At 72.0% G+C, this 18744-nt stretch carries 19 protein-coding genes and 1 tRNA gene; 17 read left to right on the forward strand and 3 right to left on the reverse strand.

Annotated features, from left to right (window positions below; genetic code table 11):
• Positions 1–132: 132 nt before the first annotated feature.
• A complete protein-coding gene (locus ROT00_RS06160) occupies positions 133–1122 on the reverse strand; it encodes a LacI family DNA-binding transcriptional regulator (protein WP_404773199.1) in 990 nt (329 codons plus the stop codon).
• A gap of 165 nt (positions 1123–1287) precedes the next feature.
• On the opposite strand from ROT00_RS06160, the gene ROT00_RS06165 reads away from it, so the two are divergent.
• From ROT00_RS06165 to ROT00_RS06225, 13 genes are all read left to right on the forward strand, one after another.
• A complete protein-coding gene (locus tag ROT00_RS06165; RefSeq protein ID WP_404773201.1) occupies positions 1288–2961 on the forward strand; it encodes an amidohydrolase in 1674 nt (557 codons plus the stop codon).
• Between the two features lie 57 nt (positions 2962–3018).
• Positions 3019–3933, forward strand: a complete 915-nt coding sequence (locus tag ROT00_RS06170; RefSeq protein ID WP_404773202.1) for an ABC transporter substrate-binding protein — start codon at positions 3019–3021, stop codon at positions 3931–3933.
• A 7-nt stretch (positions 3934–3940) separates the two neighbouring features.
• Entirely contained in the window at positions 3941–4942 is a 1002-nt protein-coding gene (locus tag ROT00_RS06175) for an amino acid ABC transporter permease (protein ID WP_404773204.1), read from the forward strand.
• The gene (locus ROT00_RS06180) at positions 4939–5703 is read left to right on the forward strand and encodes an amino acid ABC transporter ATP-binding protein (protein WP_404773206.1); all 765 of its coding nucleotides are present in this window, start codon (positions 4939–4941) and stop codon (positions 5701–5703) included. The genes ROT00_RS06175 and ROT00_RS06180 overlap by 4 nt, the downstream gene beginning before the upstream one ends.
• A gap of 62 nt (positions 5704–5765) precedes the next feature.
• Positions 5766–6335, forward strand: coding sequence for a hypothetical protein (locus tag ROT00_RS06185; protein WP_404773208.1), 570 nt, complete (start codon positions 5766–5768; stop codon positions 6333–6335).
• 251 nt (positions 6336–6586) lie between these two features.
• Positions 6587–7633, forward strand: a complete 1047-nt coding sequence (locus tag ROT00_RS06190) for an ABC transporter substrate-binding protein (protein ID WP_404773209.1) — start codon at positions 6587–6589, stop codon at positions 7631–7633.
• Entirely contained in the window at positions 7630–8400 is a 771-nt protein-coding gene (locus ROT00_RS06195) for an ABC transporter ATP-binding protein (RefSeq protein ID WP_404773211.1), read from the forward strand. Before ROT00_RS06190 ends, ROT00_RS06195 begins: the two co-directional genes overlap by 4 nt.
• A complete protein-coding gene (locus tag ROT00_RS06200; protein ID WP_404773212.1) occupies positions 8397–9275 on the forward strand; it encodes an ABC transporter permease in 879 nt (292 codons plus the stop codon). The genes ROT00_RS06195 and ROT00_RS06200 overlap by 4 nt, the downstream gene beginning before the upstream one ends.
• Before the next feature lie 11 nt (positions 9276–9286).
• On the forward strand, positions 9287–10279 hold the full coding sequence (locus ROT00_RS06205) for an Ldh family oxidoreductase (RefSeq protein ID WP_404773214.1): 993 nt from the start codon (positions 9287–9289) through the stop codon (positions 10277–10279).
• On the forward strand, positions 10276–11613 hold the full coding sequence (locus ROT00_RS06210; RefSeq protein ID WP_404773216.1) for an acyl-CoA thioester hydrolase/BAAT C-terminal domain-containing protein: 1338 nt from the start codon (positions 10276–10278) through the stop codon (positions 11611–11613). Before ROT00_RS06205 ends, ROT00_RS06210 begins: the two co-directional genes overlap by 4 nt.
• 70 nt (positions 11614–11683) lie before the next feature.
• On the forward strand, positions 11684–12565 hold the full coding sequence (locus tag ROT00_RS06215; RefSeq protein WP_404773218.1) for a DUF1684 domain-containing protein: 882 nt from the start codon (positions 11684–11686) through the stop codon (positions 12563–12565).
• 102 nt (positions 12566–12667) lie between these two features.
• Entirely contained in the window at positions 12668–13375 is a 708-nt protein-coding gene (locus ROT00_RS06220) for an AzlC family ABC transporter permease (RefSeq protein ID WP_404773502.1), read from the forward strand.
• The gene (locus ROT00_RS06225; protein WP_404773219.1) at positions 13372–13677 is read left to right on the forward strand and encodes an AzlD domain-containing protein; all 306 of its coding nucleotides are present in this window, start codon (positions 13372–13374) and stop codon (positions 13675–13677) included. The genes ROT00_RS06220 and ROT00_RS06225 overlap by 4 nt, the downstream gene beginning before the upstream one ends.
• A 20-nt stretch (positions 13678–13697) precedes the next feature.
• On the opposite strand, the gene def is transcribed toward ROT00_RS06225, so the two are convergent.
• Positions 13698–14264 (reverse strand): peptide deformylase, encoded by a 567-nt coding sequence (gene def, locus ROT00_RS06230; RefSeq protein WP_404773221.1) that lies wholly within the window; start codon positions 14262–14264, stop codon positions 13698–13700.
• Between the two features lie 41 nt (positions 14265–14305).
• Here def and ROT00_RS06235 point away from each other — a divergent pair, with 41 nt between their 5' ends.
• The 4 genes from ROT00_RS06235 (at position 14306) to ROT00_RS06250 (ending at position 17148) form a co-directional block, all read left to right on the forward strand.
• On the forward strand, positions 14306–15223 hold the full coding sequence (locus ROT00_RS06235; RefSeq protein WP_404773223.1) for a DMT family transporter: 918 nt from the start codon (positions 14306–14308) through the stop codon (positions 15221–15223).
• Between the two features lie 160 nt (positions 15224–15383).
• The gene (locus tag ROT00_RS06240) at positions 15384–16634 is read left to right on the forward strand and encodes a glycosyltransferase (protein WP_404773224.1); all 1251 of its coding nucleotides are present in this window, start codon (positions 15384–15386) and stop codon (positions 16632–16634) included.
• A gap of 9 nt (positions 16635–16643) precedes the next feature.
• Positions 16644–16717, forward strand: a tRNA-Ile gene (locus ROT00_RS06245).
• Positions 16718–16797: 80 nt separating this feature from the next.
• Positions 16798–17148, forward strand: a complete 351-nt coding sequence (locus tag ROT00_RS06250; protein ID WP_404773226.1) for a metallopeptidase family protein — start codon at positions 16798–16800, stop codon at positions 17146–17148.
• A 74-nt stretch (positions 17149–17222) separates the two neighbouring features.
• On the opposite strand, the gene ROT00_RS06255 is transcribed toward ROT00_RS06250, so the two are convergent.
• On the reverse strand, positions 17223–18686 hold the full coding sequence (locus ROT00_RS06255; protein WP_404773228.1) for a flotillin family protein: 1464 nt from the start codon (positions 18684–18686) through the stop codon (positions 17223–17225).
• Positions 18687–18744: the final 58 nt, after the last annotated feature.

The raw sequence follows: 18744 nt of genomic DNA on the forward strand, positions 1-18744 counted from the left end.
CGGCCCGCCGTGCCCCTTCCGGCTGCATCCCCCGATCATCCGGGAGGGCACGGCGCTCGCTCGCGCCCGGCACCCGGAGCCGATGGCCGCGCGGTCGTCCGCCGGCGGTGGGCGCCGAACCGCGGGATGACGTCAGGTGCCGCGGACGACGAGCGGGGCCGGGAGCTTCTCGACGCGCGGCTCCGCCGGACGCGACGCCTCCTCCAGCAGGGTCGCCATCATCCGTGCGGCGTGCATGCCGTAGCCGTACGGATTCAGATCGATCGCGGTGATCGGCGGCGTGTGGAACTCCATCATCGTGCTGTCGACGCCGGAGACGAGCGGGAAGCCGTCCTCGGGGGCGCGGCCGATCGTCCGGAGCAGACCCGCGATGCGCGGGGCGACGGCGTCGCCGGAGACGAAGAGCCCGTCGCACGGCGGTTCGGCGGCGAGCTCGCGCTCGAGCAGCTCGAGGATCTCCTCGTTGCTCTGGCGGGCGGTGATGGCGATGACGGCGGGGGCGATGCCGCGGGCGCGGCACCAGTCCCGGTAGCTCGCGTCGATCGTGCGGCTCCACTCGGAGACGGACTCGATCGAGAGCAGGCCGGGTCGCGCGGCGCCGCGCGCGACGATGTGGCTCAGGCTGTCGACGGTCGCCGCCGGGGCGTCCGCCTCCACGATGCCCCACGGCGGTGCGGCGGATGCCGGCGGCGGGTCGATGCAGACGGTCGGCCGGTCGCTCCGGAGGAGCTCGAACATGCCGAGGTCGTCGGCGTGCGGCTCGACCACGACGACGCCGTCGACGTCGGGGAAGTCGCGCACGTTGCCGGTCTCCCCGGCCGAGGGCAGGAGCAGGGGCGACAGCTCCGTGTCGGCGAGGCCGGCGACGACGCCGCGCATGATCTCGGCGAAGTAGAGCGAGTACTCCATCACGGTCGAGGGGAAGTACACGCCGATCGTGTTGGTGCGGTTCAGCCGGAGCGCCTGCCCGGTGCGATTCGGGCGGTAGCCGAGCTCGTCGGCGGCCCGCCGGACCTCGTCGCGCGTCTGGTCCGAGACGCCGGGCTTGCCGTTCAGCGCCATCGACACGGCCGCGGCCGAGATGCCGAGGTGCGTCGCGAGGTCCTTGAGTGTCGTTCCCACGCCTGCCTTCCGGGGTGTGCCGTCGTCGAAGTGGGGGCGCGAAGCCGGAGGCGCGTCGTCGCGCGCTTTGACAAGCCTGGTGCCCGACAATAGGCTACCCGTCATTCCTTAAACGATTAAGTTCGTCGGAATGCCAACGGTTGTCAGAGTACCAAGGAGTCAGGGTTGACCGACGCACTCGATCTCGCGTTCACGAACGGCGCGCTGTTCGACGGGGAGCGCTACCACGCCGGGCCGACGCACGTCGGCGTCGTGAACGGCCGCATCGCGCTCGTGGGCGAGGAGGTGCTCGAGGCGATCGGACCGGACACCGAGGTGGTCGACCTCGACGGCCGCCTCCTCCACCCCGGCATGAACGACGCGCACGTGCACCCCGTCGAGGCGGGTATGGAGATGCTCGGCTGCGACCTCTCCGACGGCTACACCCGTGAGGACTACCTGGAGCTCGTCCGCAGCTACGTCGAGCGGAACCCCGACGTCGAGTGGATCATCGGTGCGGGCTGGCAGCAGGCGGCCTTCCCCGGCGGCGCCCCGCTCGGCGCGGACCTCGACGCGATCTGCGACGACCGCCCGATCATCCTCTCGAACCGCGACCACCACAGCGCCTGGGTGAACGCCGAGGCCCTCCGCCGATGCGGCATCGACCGCGACACGCCCGATCCCGCCGACGGTCGCATCGAGCGCGACGCCGCGGGGGAGCCCACGGGCACGCTCCACGAGGGCGCACGCATGCTCGCGCTGAAGCACGCGCCCGAACCGAGCTTCGAGGAGATGTACGCCGGCTTCCGCGTCGGGCAGCGGAAGCTCGTCGAGTACGGCATCACGAGCTGGCAGGACGCGCTCATCGGGCAGTACGGCAACCACAGCCCGCTCTTCTACGACGTGTACCGGCAGGCCGAGGAGCGCGGCGAGCTGATCGCCCGGGTGAACGGCGCGCTCTGGTGGGAGCGCTCGCGCGGCCTCGAGCAGATCCCCGCCTTCCTCGAGAAGCGCGCCGCCGTCGCCGGCGGCCGCTTCCGCGCCGACACGGTGAAGATCATGCAGGACGGCGTCGCCGAGAACCAGACGGCCGCGATGATCGAGCCCTACCTCGTCCCCGGCCAGGAGTGCCGGCACAGCGACAACGCGGGCATCGCCTTCGTCGACCCGGCGAAGCTGCCGGAGTACGTCACCGAGCTCGACCGGCTCGGCTTCCAGGTACACTTCCACGCGCTCGGCGACCAGGCCGTCCGCGGCGCCCTCGACGCGATCGAGGCCGCCCGGCGCGCGAACGGCGAGGCGTCGACGACGATGCACCTGCTCGCGCACATCCAGATCATCAACCCCGCCGACGTCCCGCGCTTCGCCGCCCTGAACGCGTCCGCCGACATGCAGCCGCTCTGGGCGAGCTACGACCCCCAGATGGTCGAGCTGACCGTGCCGTTCCTCGGCGAGGAGCGCGTGCGCCACCAGTACCCCTTCGGCTCCCTGCACCGCGCCGGCAGCCACCTCTGCGGCGGCTCCGACTGGCCCGTCACCTCCGCCGACCCGTGGCTCGGCATCCACGTCGCCGTGAACCGCCAGGTGCCCGCCGACCACCCCGACTACAGCGAGCGGGTCTTCCTCGAGGAGGAGCGCCTCGCCCTCGACGTCGCGCTCCGCGCCTACACGCTCGGCGGCATCGAGGCGAACGGCCGGGCCGAGGAGCTCGGGCGCGTGGCGCCCGGCCAGCTCGCCGACCTCGTCGTCGCCGACCGCGACCCGTTCGCGGCGCCGCCGCAGGAGATCCACCTCACCCGCGCCGCGCAGGTCTACGTCGACGGGGCGCTCGTGCACGCCGCCGACGTCGTTCCCGCCTGAGCGGCATCCCGCCCCACCATCCATCGCCCGATCCATCCCCCAACCGAAGGAACCGAAATGAAGAAGAGCCTCATCGCCGCGGCCGCCCTCACCGTGCTGGCCATGAGCGGATGCACCGCAGCCGCCGACGCCGAGCAGCAGGCGGCCGAGGGCGCCGCGGAGTCCGCGAACACGGCGGTCGACCTCTCGACGATCGAGAAGAGCGACGCCGCCGCGAAGCTGCTGCCGGTCGACATCGCCGAGCGCGGCACCTTCGTGCTCGCGGTCGACGCGACCTACCCGCCCAACGAGTTCAAGGACGACGCCGGGAACCCCATCGGGTGGGAGGTCGACCTCATGAACGCGGCGATCGTGAAGCTCGGGCTCGAGCCCGACAACCAGATCTCGAAGTTCGAGAACATCATCCCGAAGATCGAGCTCGGCAAGTACGACTCGGGCATCGCGGGCTACTACGACACCGTGAAGCGCCAGGAGAACTTCGACATGGTCGACTTCTTCCTCGCCGGCAACCAGTTCGGCTCGCTGAAGGAGAACCCGATCAGCGACGAGCTCGACATCTGCGGGCAGAAGATCTCCGTGCCGAACGGCGGGTCTGCGCCGCTCTACTACCTCCCCGAGGTGGAGAAGCGCTGCGTCGCCGAGGGCAAGGGCACGATCGAGATCATGGGCTACGACACGACCGACGAGATGGTCGCCGCCGTCACCCTCGGGCGCGCCTTCGCGTTCGTCGCCGACTCGCCCGTCGTGAGCTACGCGGTGAAGAACAGCGGCGACAAGCTCGTCGGCTCGGAGATCTACGAGACGCTCCCCGCGGGCGCCCCCTTCAAGAAGGGCAACGATGAGCTCGTGGCGGCCTTCGCCGCGGCGATGCAGGAGCTGCACGACGACGGCACCTACGACCAGATCCTCGAGTTCTGGGGCGTCGAGGCGGGTCGGCTCGACGCGATCACCGTGAACGCCGGCACGGAGTAGTCCCGTCGTGACCGAGATCACCCGCGCCGTCCCGGTGGCGCGACCGAAGCCGATCCAGGCGGTGCCGCTCCGGCATCCGTGGCGGAACCTGCTCGCGTTCGCGCTCATCTTCCTGCTGCTCGCGTTCGTCATCGACGCGGCGCAGCGGGAGGCCTACGACTGGCCCGCCTTCGCGCTCTACCTGTTCGACGTCCGCGTCATCCAGGCTGCGGGCGTGACCCTGGCGCTCACCTTCCTCGCGATGCTCGGCGCCGTGATCGTCGGCATCGTGCTCGCCGTGATGCGCGAGACCGACAATCCGGTGCTCCGCGCGATCGCCTGGGGCGTCATCTGGTTCTTCCGGGGCACCCCCGTGTACGTCCAGCTGGTGTTCTGGGGGCTCCTGAGCTCGATCTACCAGACGATCAACCTCGGGCTGCCGTTCATGGAGCCGTGGGTGGTCCTCGAGACCGTCGACGTGATCCCGCTGTTCTGGATCGCCGTGCTCGGCCTCGCGCTGAACGAGGCCGCCTACATGGCGGAGATCGTGCGGGCAGGGCTCCTCTCGATCGACCCGGGGCAGACCGAGGCCGCCTCCGCGCTCGGCATGGGCTGGTGGCTCACGATGCGGAAGGTCGTCATCCCGCAGGCGATGCGCGTCATCATCCCGCCGACCGGCAACGAGGTGATCTCGATGCTGAAGACCACCTCGCTCGTGACCGCGGTGCCGTTCAGCTGGGACCTGTACACGCGCACGCGGGACATCTCGGCGGCGACGCTGAACCCCATCCCGCTGCTGCTCGTCGCCTCGGTCTGGTACCTCTTCTTCACCTCGATCATGATGGTCGGCCAGAGCCGGCTCGAGAAGCACTTCTCGCGCGGTCAGCTCGGGCACGCCGCGCCGTCGAAGCGGCGGAGGCGCGTCGCCGAGGCGGCGGCCCCCCTCGGGCCCGGTGCGCCGGCCCCGGCAGCGGGCGACGCCGCGGCGCGCGCCGGCGGCACCGGAACCTCGGAAGGAGACGGTCGATGACCGAGATCAAGGTCAGCGCCCAGGACGTCCACAAGTCGTTCGGCGACACGCACGTGCTGAAGGGCATCGACCTCGAGGTGCGGCGGGGCGAGGTGAGCTGCCTGCTCGGGCCCTCGGGCTCCGGCAAGTCGACGTTCCTCCGCTGCATCAACCACCTCGAGTCGATCGACTCCGGGCGCATCGAGGTGGACGGCACGATCATCGGCTACCGGGAGCAGGGCGATCGGCTGCACGAGCTCCGGCCCGCGGAGGCGGCGGCGCAGCGCGAGAACATCGGGATGGTGTTCCAGCGCTTCAACCTCTTCCCGCACATGACGGCGCTCGAGAACATCACCTGCGCGCCGGTGTTCGTGAAGCGCGCCGGGCGCGCCGAGGCGCGGCAGAGCGCGCTCGAGCTCCTCGAACGGGTCGGGCTCGCGGACAAGGCGGATGCCTACCCGCGCGAGCTCTCCGGCGGGCAGCAGCAGCGCGTCGCGATCGCCCGGGCGCTCGCGATGAAGCCGGACCTCATGCTCTTCGACGAGCCGACCTCCGCGCTCGACCCCGAGCTCGTCGGCGAGGTGCTCGACGTGATGAAGTCGCTCGCGGAGAGCGGCATGACGATGATCGTCGTGACCCACGAGATGGGATTCGCCCGTGAGGTCGCGGACACCGTCACCTTCATGGACGGCGGCGTCGTCGTCGAGCACGGCACCCCGCACGAGGTGCTCGTCGCGCCCCGGCACGGACGTACGAAGGCCTTCCTCTCGAAGGTGCTCTGACTCCGGCGTGCCCCGCGCTCGGGTGAGGGCGCGGGGCGCCCCCGGGGTCATAGGATCGCGGGATGGACCCGTACTTCCCACCGCCCGGAGCGGTGCCGCCGACGGAGTGGACGCCACCGACGCCGCCGAGCCGCCCGGCGCACGGGGTGGGCGGGGGCGCGATCGCGGCGATCGCCGGTGGCGCCGCCGCGCTCTTCCTGGTGCTCTCGGTGCCCGTCGGCATCGCCGCCGCGACCTTCGGCGAGGAGCTCGCGGTGGTGCTCGCGGACTCGGAAGCGACGTCGTGGGCGGGGCCGGAGATCGATCCGGTCGACCGGCTCCAGTCCGGCGAGACCCTGTACACCTTCCCGGCGGCGCTCGAGAACTACGGCGACGGGCGCTACGGCGCGCTCTGCCCGGCGAGCTACGTCGAGGGGTGCTGGCAGAGCGCGGTCTTCACCGAGGCGGACTGCGGCAGCGTGCTCGTGCGGCTCGGCTTCTCGAACGACCCGACCGCCCTCGAACCGGAACGGATGGAGACGATCGAGCTCCGCGACGTGATCGCCTACGACGCGACGCCGGTCGTCTTCGGGAACGACGACTACGAGTACGGCTGGGTCGCCGACCTGGTCTGCCAGCTCACCGAGAGCTGAGGCGCCGGGCTTCCTGCGCGCCGCTCGTCCGCGCGAGGCGTGCCGCGCGGCTCGGGCGCCGCGCGGTTCGGGCGCCGGGCCGTCGCTGAAGGAACGTTCCGGCGCGTGACCCAATGTGACGAGCCCGCCAGCGGGGCGGCCGTGCGATCGGTACATTCCTGAGTGTCCGCTCCACGCGCCGGGTCCGCCCCGCTGGGGCGGTTCGCCGTCGGGCCCCCGCCCGCGGTCCCCCCGAACCCCAGGAGCTCCACATGCGCACCCGCAGCCGTCTCGTCGGAGGCATCGCCCTCCTCGCCAGCGCCGCCCTCCTCACCGCGTGCAGCGCGGGCGGGGGAGAACCGGCGAGCGAGACCGCCGAGGACGCGCCGAAGATCACCTTCCTCTACTCGCCCTACGCCGACTACGCGCCGTTCTTCCTCGCCGAGGAGAAGGGCTACTTCGAGGACGCGGGCGTCGAGGTGGAGCTCATCTCGAAAAGCGGCAGCTCGGGGGAGACGTACCAGCAGGTCTCCACCGGCAACATCGTCGCCGGCGGTGCGACCTGGGGCGCCGGGCTCTTCAACGCGACGAAGGCCGGCGCCTCCCTCTCGGTCATCGCGAGCGTCTCGCGCATCCCCGAGTCGGGCAAGAACCCCTCGCCCCTCCTCGCCTCCGAGCAGTCGGGCATCACCGAGGCCGAGCAGCTCAAGGGCAAGAAGATCGGCATCCCCGGCGACGGCGGCTTCGGCATCTACTCCGTGCACCTCGCCCTCGAGTCGGCGGGCCTCTCCCTCGACGACGTCGAGCTCGTGAACCTCAGCCCCGGCGACATCCCGCCGGCGCTCGCGAACGGCTCCATCGACGCCACCTGGTCGATCGAGCCCATCTCCTCCGCGGTCATCGCGCAGGGCCTCGGCCACGAGATCCTCGACGTCGACTACCAGGCGGGCGTCGAGCTCGGCGCCCTCGTCTTCAACACCGACTACGTCGAGAAGCACCCGGCCGCGGTCGTGGCGTTCACCTCCGCGTACCTGAAGGCCGTGCAGGAGCTCGCGGACGGCGGCTGGCAGGACGCCGCCGACCAGGAGATCATCGCCCAGTACACCGATCTCCCCGTCGAGACGCTGACCTCGATCGGCCTCACCGTGCAGGACCCCGAGGGCGCGATCGACTGGAAGGACGTCGCCCGTCAGGAGGCCTTCTTCCGCGACCGCGGTGCACTCGAATTCCAGGGCGACTCCGGCATCGAGCAGGTGTTCCGCGCCGACCTGCTGGAGGAGGCCTCGGCCGAGGCCTCGTCGGCGGCCGCCTCCAATTGAGCGGCATCTCCGTCCAGGGGCTCTGGAAGGCCTACCCGAGCGCCGAGGACCGCGAGGAGGTGCTCGTCGCCCTCGAGGATGTCTCGCTCGAGGTCGGCGAGCGGGAGTTCGTCTGCGTGCTCGGCCCGTCGGGCTGCGGGAAGAGCACGCTGCTCCGCATCGCGGCCGGGCTCGAGAAGCCGAGTCTCGGCACCGTGGAGACGCAGAGCCGGCCGTCCGTGGTGTTCCAGGAGCACGGCGTGTTCCCCTGGCTCACGGTCGAGGAGAACGTCGCCTACCCGCTGCGCCTGCGCCGGGTCCCCCGGGCGAAGCGGCGCGAGCGGGTGGCCGAGCTCCTCGACCTCGTCGGGCTCACCGAGTTCGCGCGCTACTACCCGTCGCAGATCTCGGGCGGCATGCGGCAGCGCACCTCGGTCGCCCGAGCGCTCGCCGACGACGGCAGCGTGCTGCTGATGGACGAGCCCTTCGGCGCGCTCGACGAGCAGACCCGGGTCGCGCTCCAGCAGGAGCTGCTCCGCATCTGGGAGCAGACGGAGAAGTCGGTGCTCTTCATCACCCACAGCGTCGACGAGGCCCTGACGCTCGCCGACCGGGTCGTGGTCATGTCGCACCGCCCCGGCCGCATCATCGCCGAGGTCGACATCCCCTTCGGCCGGCCGCGCGACATCATCGAGCTGCGCCGCGACCCGCGCTACGGCGAGATCACGTACCAGCTGTGGAACCTGCTCGAGGGGGATGCCGCGGCGGAGGAGGTGGTGCCGCAGTGAGCACCGAGTCGACCACGACCGCCGATCCGGCGGGCGCCCCGGCCGCCGCCGCGGTCCCCGTCACCGACGCCGACCGGGCGGAGATCCGGGAGCGTCTCGCCGCCGCCGTCGCGGCCGAGCGGGGATCGCCCTGGATCCGTCGCATCGGCCCGTACACGCCGATCCTGCTGCTCGTCGTCTGGGAGGCGCTCAGCCGCCTCGGCATCCTCGACGCGCGCTTCTTCCCGGCGCCGACGGCGATCGTCGAGACCTTCGTGACCCTGCTCGTCTCCGGGCAGCTCGTCACGGACATCCTGATGACCCTCTCGCGGATCGCCGTCGGTTTCGTCCTGGGCGCGATCCCCGGCGTGCTGCTCGGTCTCCTCCTCGGCTCGGTGCGCTCGGTGCGCCTGCTGCTGGAGCCCGTGTTCTCGAGCCTCCTGCCGATCCCGAAGGTCGCGATCTACCCGCTGCTGCTCCTCATCTTCGGCCTCGGCGAGACGAGCAAGTACGTCATCGTCGCGATCGGCGTGTTCTTCTACCTCTTCTTCAACACGATGAGCGGGGTCATGCAGACTCCGCCGCTCTTCGACGACGTCGCGCGGGCGAACGGCGCCTCGCGCATCCAGCGCCGGCTCACCGTGTCGCTGCCGTACGCGCTGCCGTCGATCTTCACGGGGATCAAGCTCGCGACCGGCGGCGCCTTCGTGATCATCGCCGCGTCGGAGTTCGTGGGCGCGCAGAGCGGACTCGGGTACCTCATCTGGAGCTCGTGGTCGACGTTCGCGGTCTCGAAGATGTACGTCGGCATCGTGACGATCTCGGCGCTCGGCTACGCGGCGACCGCACTCGAGGGGTACCTCGAGCGGAAGCTCGTGCCGTGGGTGAAGTACTGAGCGGGGCCGGGATGACGCACCACCTCGAGGCGGAGGCCGCGCAGCTCCTCGTCCGCGAGCGCCTGCGCCGCGCCGCACCGGACGCGGCGCCCGCCGAGCTCGATCGGGCGGCGCGCTGGCTCGTCGAGGCCGAGCTGCTCGGGCTGCCGGACTTCGGTATCGGGATGCTCCGCCGGGATCTCGAGCGACTCGCGCCGGTGACCGCGGCGACCCCGGACGCGGCCGACGAGGTCAGCGCGGAGCCGTCGGCGCTCACGGCGGCGACGGTCGACGCGACGGGGCGCCCGGGCATCCTGGCCCTCGCCCGGGCGACCCGCGCCGCCGCGGAGCGGGCGCGCGCGCACGGCTCGGCGATCGTCGGGATCCGCGCTGCGGGGGCGCTCGGCGTGCTCGGACTCGCCGGGCGCGAGCTGGCGGAGCAGGGCCTCGTCGCGCTCCTCGCGGCGCAGGCCCCGCCGATCGTCGCCCCGTGGGGCGGCACTGCCGCCGTCGTCGGCACGAATCCGCTCGCGATCGCGGTCCCGCGCGACGGTGGCCCGCCCCTCGTCGTCGACTACGCGACCGCGCCGGCGACGATGGCGACCCTGCGCCGCCATCGGGAGCACGGTGCTCCGCTCGCCGACGGGCTCGGGATCGACGCCGAGGGGACGCCGACGACGGATGCCTCCCGCCTCGCCGCACTCGTGCCGCCGACGCTGCTCGGTTCACTCACCGGCCTCGTCGTGGAGCTCCTGGCCGGGGTCGCCACCGGCGGCCGCGGCGCGGCCGACGGCACGCGCGGCGCGCTGCTGATCGCGGTGGACGCCGCCGCGATCGGCGGCATGGACGTCGCCGCCGGCACGGCGCGGCTCGCCGAGGAGTGGCGGGCCGCGGGCGGCCACCTGCCCGCCCGCTTCGACGCGCTGCCGTCCCGCACGGCGCTGCTCGCCGGCCGGGTCGCCGTCGACGGATCGACCGCGGCCTGGCTCGAGGCCGACGCGGATGCCCCGGGCGGTGCGCGATGAGCGCCGCCCTCGAGCTCCGGGTGGATCCGCGGGTGGCGCCCCTCTGGCAGCGCCGCACGATCGTGGTGAGCGGGGCGGCGCCCGGTGCGCTCGTGACCATCCGGGGGACGACGAGGCGCGCCGGCGGAGACTGGGCCGCGCAGGCCAGCTACCTCGCCGACGCCTCCGGCCGGATCGACCTCGACCGGGACGCCCCCGTCTCGGGAGACTTCCGCACGGCCGACGCCATGGGCCTCTGCTGGGCGCAGCGGCGGGAGCCCGGGACGACCGGCTCCGCCGAGCCGCTCGACGTCGGTGCGGAGCTCGTGACTCGCCTGCACGCGCGGGAGGAGCCGGGCACCGGCATCCCGGAGCTCGGCGCGACCGGCGCCGGCGGAGCCGAGGCGCACGCCGAGCTCGTGCAGCAGCTCCTCGTCCCGGGCGTCGAGCGCCGCGAGCTCCGTCACGACGGGCTCGTCGGCACGCTCTTCCGTCCCGCGGGTTCGGGCCCGTTCCCGACCGCGATCGTGCTGAACGGGTCCGGCGGTGGAATCAACGAGGCGCGCGCCGCGCAGTACGCGGCCCGCGGCATCCAGGCCCTCGCGCTCGGCTACTTCCGCGGACCGGGCCTGCCCGACTTCCTCTCCCGCACGCCGCTCGAGTACTTCGAGCGGGCGATCGAGCTCGTGCGCCGCGAGCTCGATCCGGCGGGCGGCGCGCCCGTCGTCACCGGGCAGTCGCGCGGCGGCGAGCTGTCGCTGCTGCTCGCCGCGACCTTCCCCGAGCGGATCCTCGCCGTCGCCGGCTTCGTCCCGGGTGCGTACGTGTTCGGCGCGCAGGGCGCGGCCGATCCCGCCGAGGGCTGGGACGGACCGAGCTGGACGCTCCGCGGCGAGCCGCTGGAGCACCTCTGGCACGACAACGCCGAGGTCGCCTGGCAGCCGTGGAACGACGCGCCGCCGCCCACACGGCACGCCGACGTCTACGTCGACGGGCTGCGGGACCGCCGGCTCGCGCTCGCCTCGCGGATCCCCATCGAGCGCTTCGCCGGCCCCGTCGCCTGCGTGTCCGGCCTCGACGACCGCGCCTGGCCCTCGAGCGGTGCATCCCGGATCGTCTTCGCGACGCTCGCGCGCCACGGCCACCGGGCCGAGCGGCTGCACCTCGACTACGAGGACGCCGGACACGGCATCGGCCTCCCGCACCTGCCGAGCACCGACATCGAGCGCGTGCACCCGGTCTCCGGAGTGCACTACTCGAACGGCGGCACCCCGCGCGGCAACGCCCGGGCGAGCGCCGACTCGTTCGAGCAGATCTGCGGGTTCATCCACCGCGCGGCCGCCGCCGCGAGCTGACCGCCCGAGCCCGGGCGCACGACGCACACCACGCACACCACGCACCACCACGAGAGAAGGAACCACCCCGATGCCAGCGATCGAACACCTCGAGGGACAGTGGCGCGAGTGGCGCCACGCGCGCGTGGCCGAGCTCGGCCGGCCCTACGGCTGGACCGCGCTCGTCGCGCAGTACTGGCTGACCGACGCCTCGCGCGACGAGACGTTCGAGCTGCTGCCGGGGAGCTGGTCGGTCGACGCGGGCCGGATCATCTACACGCCGCCGGCCGAGGGCGAGAACCTGGCCATCGACGGCGAGTATCCGTCGGGACCCGTGGAGATCCGCCCCGGTCGCAATCAGACCTACGGGCACGGACGGAGCGCCGCGGTGTACTTCGGCCGGAACGAGGTCGAGACGATCGTCCGCACGAGCGACGGCGGCGACCCGCTGTACGCGATCCGCGTGCGCGACCCCCAGGTCTCCGCGCAGACCGACCTCTCCGGCCTCACCGCCTACGACTACGACCCCGCGTGGCGGATCCCGGCGAGCTTCACGCCGGCGGCGCGCGAGGACGTCGAGCAGCCGACCGTCGAGACCGGCGTCCGCGAGACGACGGCCCGGATCGGCACGCTGCGGTTCGAGCACGACGCTCGAACGTACGAGCTCGCGCTGATCGGCAAGGACACGGCGCACGGCGTGCAGCCCGTCGCCCATCTGCGCGATCTCACGAGCGGACGCACCACCTACGGCGCGGGGCGGGTCGTGGAGCTGCAGTTCGCCGACGAGGCGGGCGAGCGCATCGACGTGATCGACTTCAACTACCTGCATGCGCTGCCGTGCGCCTTCACGAACTTCGTCACCTGCCCGGTCGTGCCGCAGCAGAACCACCTCGACTTCGAGGTGCTCGCGGGCGAGCAGCGCCCCGCCGAGGACATCGCCCGGGTGCTGACGTTCGGGGCGCCGGCCGCCTGAGCCGGACGGCATCCGGCGCCGGGGTATGCTGCGAACCGGCGCGCACGCGCGCGAGGAGGTGCAGTGGAGGAACGCCCAGCCGGCGATGACGCGGCGGAGCTCGTGCCGGACGACGTCGTCGACGGAGCGGTCGAGCGCAGCCGCGCGATCCGCGAGAGCGTCGCCGTCGGCGTCGCGACCGCGATCTACGGCATCTCCTTCGGCGCGCTCTCCGTCGCGGCCGGCCTCGACGTCTGGCAGACGGTGTTCCTCAGCCTGGTGATGTTCACCGGGGGCTCGCAGTTCGCCCTCGTCGGCGTCCTCGCCGCCGGCGGCGCGGCCGCGGGCGGCTCGGCCATCGCGACCGCGGCGATGCTCGGCATCCGCAACGTCGTCTACGGCATGCGGATGAAGCCGCTCGTCGGCGGCGGCCCGGCGAAGAACGTCTTCGCCGCGTGGATCACGATCGACGAGTCCACGGCGGTCGCCCTCGCCCAGAAGCTGCCGCAGAACGCGCGCCTCGGCTTCTGGCTGACCGGCGCGATCGTGTTCATCGGCTGGAACCTGACGACCCTCGCGGGCGCCCTGATCGGCGACGCCATGGGCGACACGAGGGCCTGGGGGCTGGATGCCGCGGCCGGAGCGGCCTTCCTCGGCCTGCTCTGGCCCCGGTTGAAGCGCTTCCAGGCCGGCGCCGTCGCCGTCGGCGCCGCCGTCGTCGCGGCGGTCGTCATGCCGTTCGTCATGCCGGGGCTGCCCGTGCTGATCGCGGCGGTCGTCGCCCTCGTCGTGGGCTGGTTCGACCTCTTCGATCGGAGGCGCCGCGCATGACGACCTGGCACCTCATCCTGATCGCCTCCGCGGCGACGCTCGCGCTGAAGCTCGGCGGCTACCTCGTGCCGGTCGGCTTCCTCGAGCGCGAGCGCCCCGCGCGCATCGCCGACCTCCTGACGGTCGCGCTCCTCGCGGCGCTCATCGTCGTGCAGACGCTCGGCGCGGGCCAGGCGGTCGTGATCGACGCGCGGGTGCCCGCGCTCATCGTCGCGGCGGCGCTCTACGCCATCCGGGCGCCGTTCATCGTCGCCGTCGTGGCCGCGGCGGCGGTCGCCGCGGCCATCCGCGCCTTCACCTGAGCGCGTCGACCTGAGCGCGCTCAGCCCTCGAGGTCGTCGACGCCCGGCATCCAGGAGACGCCGGGACGGCCCCAGCCGAGCTTCTTCGTGAGCTTCGCGACGATCTTGCGGTCGGCGTGGGAGAGCCGGTCGGTGTAGAGGACGCCGTCGAGGTGGTCGTACTCGTGCTGGAAGATGCGCGCCAGCCAGCCGTGCGCGTCGATCTCGTAGCGCTCGCCGTCGAGGTCGGTGGCGCGGAGCACCGCACGCTCGGCGCGACGGAGCCCGAACCGCTCGCCGGGGAAGGAGAGGCAGCCCTCGGACTCCTCGTCGAGGTCGGGCTCGCCGGGCGGCGGCGGCGAGACGAGGAGCTCCGGATTGATGGCGACCCCGCGCCAGCGGGTGCCCTCCTCATCCGTCCAGCCGTAGGTGAACACCCGCAGGTCGACGCCGACCTGCGGCGCGGCGAGCCCCACCCCGGGGGCGGCGTCCATCGTCTCGAAGAGATCGGCCACGAGGGTGCGGATCTCGTCGTCGATCGCCTCGACGGGACGGGCGGGGGAGTGCAGCACCGGGTCGCCGGTGATTCGAATGGGGAGCACGGCCATTCGGCAAGGATATCGAGGCACGAGCAGGTAGGGTCGAGGTCGTGGACCCGGACCTGAGCGAACTCACCGAGCAGATCGCCCTCGACCCGCACCAGTTCATCGGCATCCCGCTCGCGCTCGCGGGCGCCGTGTTCCTGTCGCTCGGGGCGCAGTTCCAGCACCGCGGCGTGGTCAAGGTCGAGTCGCACACCACCGACAGCCTCGGCAAGGGACTCAACCTGAAGCAGCTCGCGCTGCTCCTCGCGCGCCCGTCCTGGGTGCTCGGCACGCTCATGCTGGGCCTCGCGGTCGTCTTCCAGCTGTCGAGCCTCTACTTCGCCCCGCTCATCGTGGTGCAGCCGCTCGGCGCGATCGCCCTCGTGATCACCTCCATCGTGAACTCGAAGGTGAACCACGTGAAGCTGAACCGCAAGGCGATCACGGCGATCGCGCTCTGTGTCGGCGGCGTGTTCCTCTTCGTCGGCGTCGCCGCCTTCACGGCCGTCGACAAGCCCGTCACCGAGCAGCAGCTCATCACGATCCTCGTGATCCTCGCCGTCGTGCTCGTGCTCGCCGGGCTCGCGTTCTTCCTCTTCCGCCAGCGGGTGCGCGCGATCTTCTACGTCATCATGGCCGGCGTCGTGTACGGCTTCGTCGCGACGCTCGCGAAGGTGGTGCTCGGGCGCATCCAGCAGGGCGACTTCGAGTGGATCACCCTCCTCTGCGTGGTGGCGCTGCTCGCGGCCACCGGCCTCGGCGCGTACTTCGTGCAGAACGCCTACGCGTCCGGCCCGCCGGACCTCGTGATCGCGGGCCTCACCGTCGTCGACCCGATGGTCGCCGTCGCGATCGGCATCGTCGTGCTCGGGGAGGCATCGCAGGCGCCGATCTGGGCCATCCCGGTGTTCATCCTGGCCGGGGCGATCGCGGTGTTCGGCGTCTTCATGCTCGCGCGGAACCATCCGCAGACGAAGCTCTGAGCCCCGAGGACCGACGAGGTCATCCCCGCGGATGACATGCGCGCGCCGGGCGGGCTGCCGCGGGATGCGTAGACTAAGGTCGGTTGCAGCCGCGCTGACCCTCGCGCGCCCACCAGGGGGACGAACCGTCCCGACGCTCGAACTGTGAGGAACCTCCCACGTGTCAGATTCTTCCGATCCGGCGCCCGCCGAGCTCGGCACCGCCGCGAAGCGACCGCTCCGCATCCTGATCGGAGCCGACACCTTCGCCCCCGACGTGAACGGTGCCGCCCGCTTCGCCGAGCGGCTCGCCGCCGGACTGGTCGAGCGCGGACATGAGGTGCACGTCGTGGCACCCGCCGCGAGCCGCAAGCACGGCACCTGGAACGAGGTCCACGAGGGCCAGGAGATGGTCGCGCACCGGCTCTACAGCTGGCGCTGGTACCCGCACGACTGGCTGCGATTCGCGCTGCCGTGGCGCATCAAGCGCAACTCCGCACGCATCCTCGACGAGGTCCAGCCCGACGTCGTGCACTTCCAGTCGCACATCGTGGTGGGCCGCGGGCTCTCGATCGAGGCCGAGAAGCGCGGCATCCGCCTCGTCGGCACGAACCACTTCATGCCCGAGAACATGCTCGAGTTCACGCTCATCCCGAAGGCGTGGCAGGTCTGGGCCGTCGGCCTCGCCTGGAAGGCGGCCGGGCGCACCTTCGGCCGCGCCGAGTCCGTGACCACGCCCACCCGCCGGGCGGCCGAGTTCCTCGAGCGCTACACCGGGCTCCGCGGCGTCCACGCGATCTCCTGCGGCATCGACGCGCACAAGTACTCGCCGAACTGGGCGCCGCGCACCGAGAACCGCATCCTCTTCGTCGGGCGGGTGACGGGCGAGAAGCAGATCGACGTGCTCCTGCGCGCCGCGACCCTGCTGCCGGCCGAGCTCGACGCGAAGATCGAGATCGTCGGCGGCGGCGACCAGCTGAAGAACCTGCAGCACCTCGCGGAGGAGCTCGGGCTCGGCGACCGCGTGACGTTCACCGGACGCGTGACCGACGAGGAACTCCGCGACGCCTACCATCGCGCGACGGTGCTCGCGATGCCCTCGATCGCCGAACTGCAGTCGATCGTGACGATGGAGGCCATGGCGTCCGCCCTGCCCGTCGTCGCCGCGAACGCGATGGCGCTCCCGCACCTCGTGCACGACGGCGAGAACGGCTACCTCTTCGAACCGTCGAACCCCGAAGACCTGGCGGCGAAGCTCCGCACGGTGCTCGAGGCCGAGCCCGAGGAGCTCCTGCGTCTGAAGGAGGGCTCGATGCGCCTCATCGAGGCGCACGACATCCAGCGCACGCTCACGACGTTCGAGAGTCTGTATCGTGGGGAGACGGTGGCCGACCCGGCCACCGATCCCGCGTCGGCGGCCCGCGAGGACTGACCGGCGCAGGGGGCGGTAGCTCAGCTGGTCAGAGCAGTGGACTCATAATCCATCGGTCACGGGTTCAAGTCCCGTCCGCCCTACGGAGTGCAGCGGGAGGCAATGCGTCGCACGCAGCGCCGCTCGGCTCGCCCTGCGGCCCGCGCCGGGGCAGAATCGAGTCATGGTCGAGATCTCCGAGGACGAGTTCGAGCGGATGGTCGGCGAGGTCTACGACTCGCTGCCCGAGGAGATGGTGCGCGGCCTCGAGAACGTCGCCATCCTCGTCGCGGACCAGCCACCGGGGGAGCGGCCTCGGCTCTATGGTCTGTACAGCGGCCGCCCGTTGAAGACCCGCGGCACCTACGGCTTCGGCGAGCTGCCCGACCGCATCACGCTGTTCCGCAACACCATGCAGGAGCACAGCGCCGACCTCGACGCGCTCCGCGCCCGGGTGCGCATCACGCTCGTGCACGAGATCGGCCACTACTTCGGGCTCGACGACGCCAAGCTCGGGGAGCTCGGCTGGGCGTAGCCGCGCGGTCGTGACGGACGCGAACGGGCCCCGGCGACGATCGTCGCCGGAGCCCGCGCTGCGCCTGCGGCTCGCTACTTCGCCGCGGCGGGCTCCTCGGCCTGCTTCACGACCGCGCCGCCGGCGAGGCCGGCGAGGATCGACGAGACGTCGAGCCCGGTGAGCGACTTCACGACCTCGGTGCCCTCGCCGAGCACCTGGCCGACGGTCTTCGTCACCGCGCTCGCGCCGTCGGTCGAGACGACGGTGAGCGTGTCGATATTCGAGATCGGCTCGGCGGCGGCCCGCACGATCTCGGGGAGCCGGGAGATGATCTCCTGCGCGAGGGCGGCCTCGCCGTACTTCTTCAGCGCCTGCGCCTTGGCGTCGGTCGCTGCCGCTTCGGCGAGACCCTCGGCCTGGATGGCCGCGGCCTTCGCCTCGCCGTCGGCCCGGATACCGGCGGCGAGCGCCACCTGACGGTCGCGCTCGGCCTCACCGGCGAAGCGCACCGAGGTCGCTGCGGCCTCGGCATCCTGCACCGCCGCGACCTTGTTCGCCTCGGCGATCTTCGTGCGCTTGTACGCGTCGGCCTCGGTCGCCGCGTTGGCGGCGTCGCGCTGCGCGTTGGCCCGCTGCACCTCGGCGTAGGCCTCTGCCTCGGCGGGCTTGCGCACATCGATGTCGAGGCGCTCCTGGGTGACGAGCGCCTGCTCGGCGAGCGCCGAGCGCTCCTCCGTCGCGACGAGCTTGTCCTGCTCGGCCTTCGCGAGCATGCCGGATGCCTCGGCCTCGGCGTTCGCGCGGTCGGTCTCGGCCTTGATCGAGGCCTGGCGCAGGCTCAGCGCCTTCTGGCGCTCGGCGATCTGCTCGGCGGCCTCGATGCGGGCGAACTCGCTCGCCCGCGCGGCCTCGGCCTCGCTGATCTCGGCGACCTGGCGGGCCCGGGCCGCCTCGGCGCGGCCGAGGTTCGCGAGGTAGTCGCTGCCCGGGGTGGAGATGTCCGAGATGTTCAGCAGGTCGACCTGGAGGCCCTGCTCGACGAGGTCCGTCTTCGTCTCGGAGACGACGCGGTCGGAGAGGCTCTTGCGGTCGGAGATGATCTGCTCGATGGTCATGTCGCCGACGATCGAGCGGAGCGAGCCCTCGAGCGACTCCTTGATGATCTCGGTGAGGAGCTGCTGCTGGGAGAGGAAGCGCTGCGCGGCGCGGCGGACCCCGTCCTCGTTGCCGGAGACCTTGAAGTTGATGGAGGCCTTGATCGCGATCTTGATGCGGTTCTTGTCGACGCCCTCGACGGTGATGCCGATCTGGCGCTGTTCGAGGGAGATCGAGAAGCCCTGCTGCAGGATGGGCCAGACGAAAGTGCGGCCGCCGATCACGACGCGCTGGCCGCTCGCCTGCTCCGGCGAGGCGCGGCCGGCGCCGCGGCCGACGATGACGAGCGCCTCGTTCGGCGGGACGCGCCGGATGCGGCGGGCGATGAAGACGAGCAGGCCGAGCAGGGCGATGACGAGCGCGATGATCGCGATCACCTGGATGAGTGTCGGGTCGAGCATGTGGTTCCTTCTCGGTTCGGGATGGGGGTCGGCGCGTCGGGCGCCTGGGGGAGTTCGT

It is taken from the genome of Agromyces mediolanus (assembly GCF_044917495.1).
Lineage (GTDB): Bacteria > Actinomycetota > Actinomycetes > Actinomycetales > Microbacteriaceae > Agromyces > Agromyces mediolanus_B.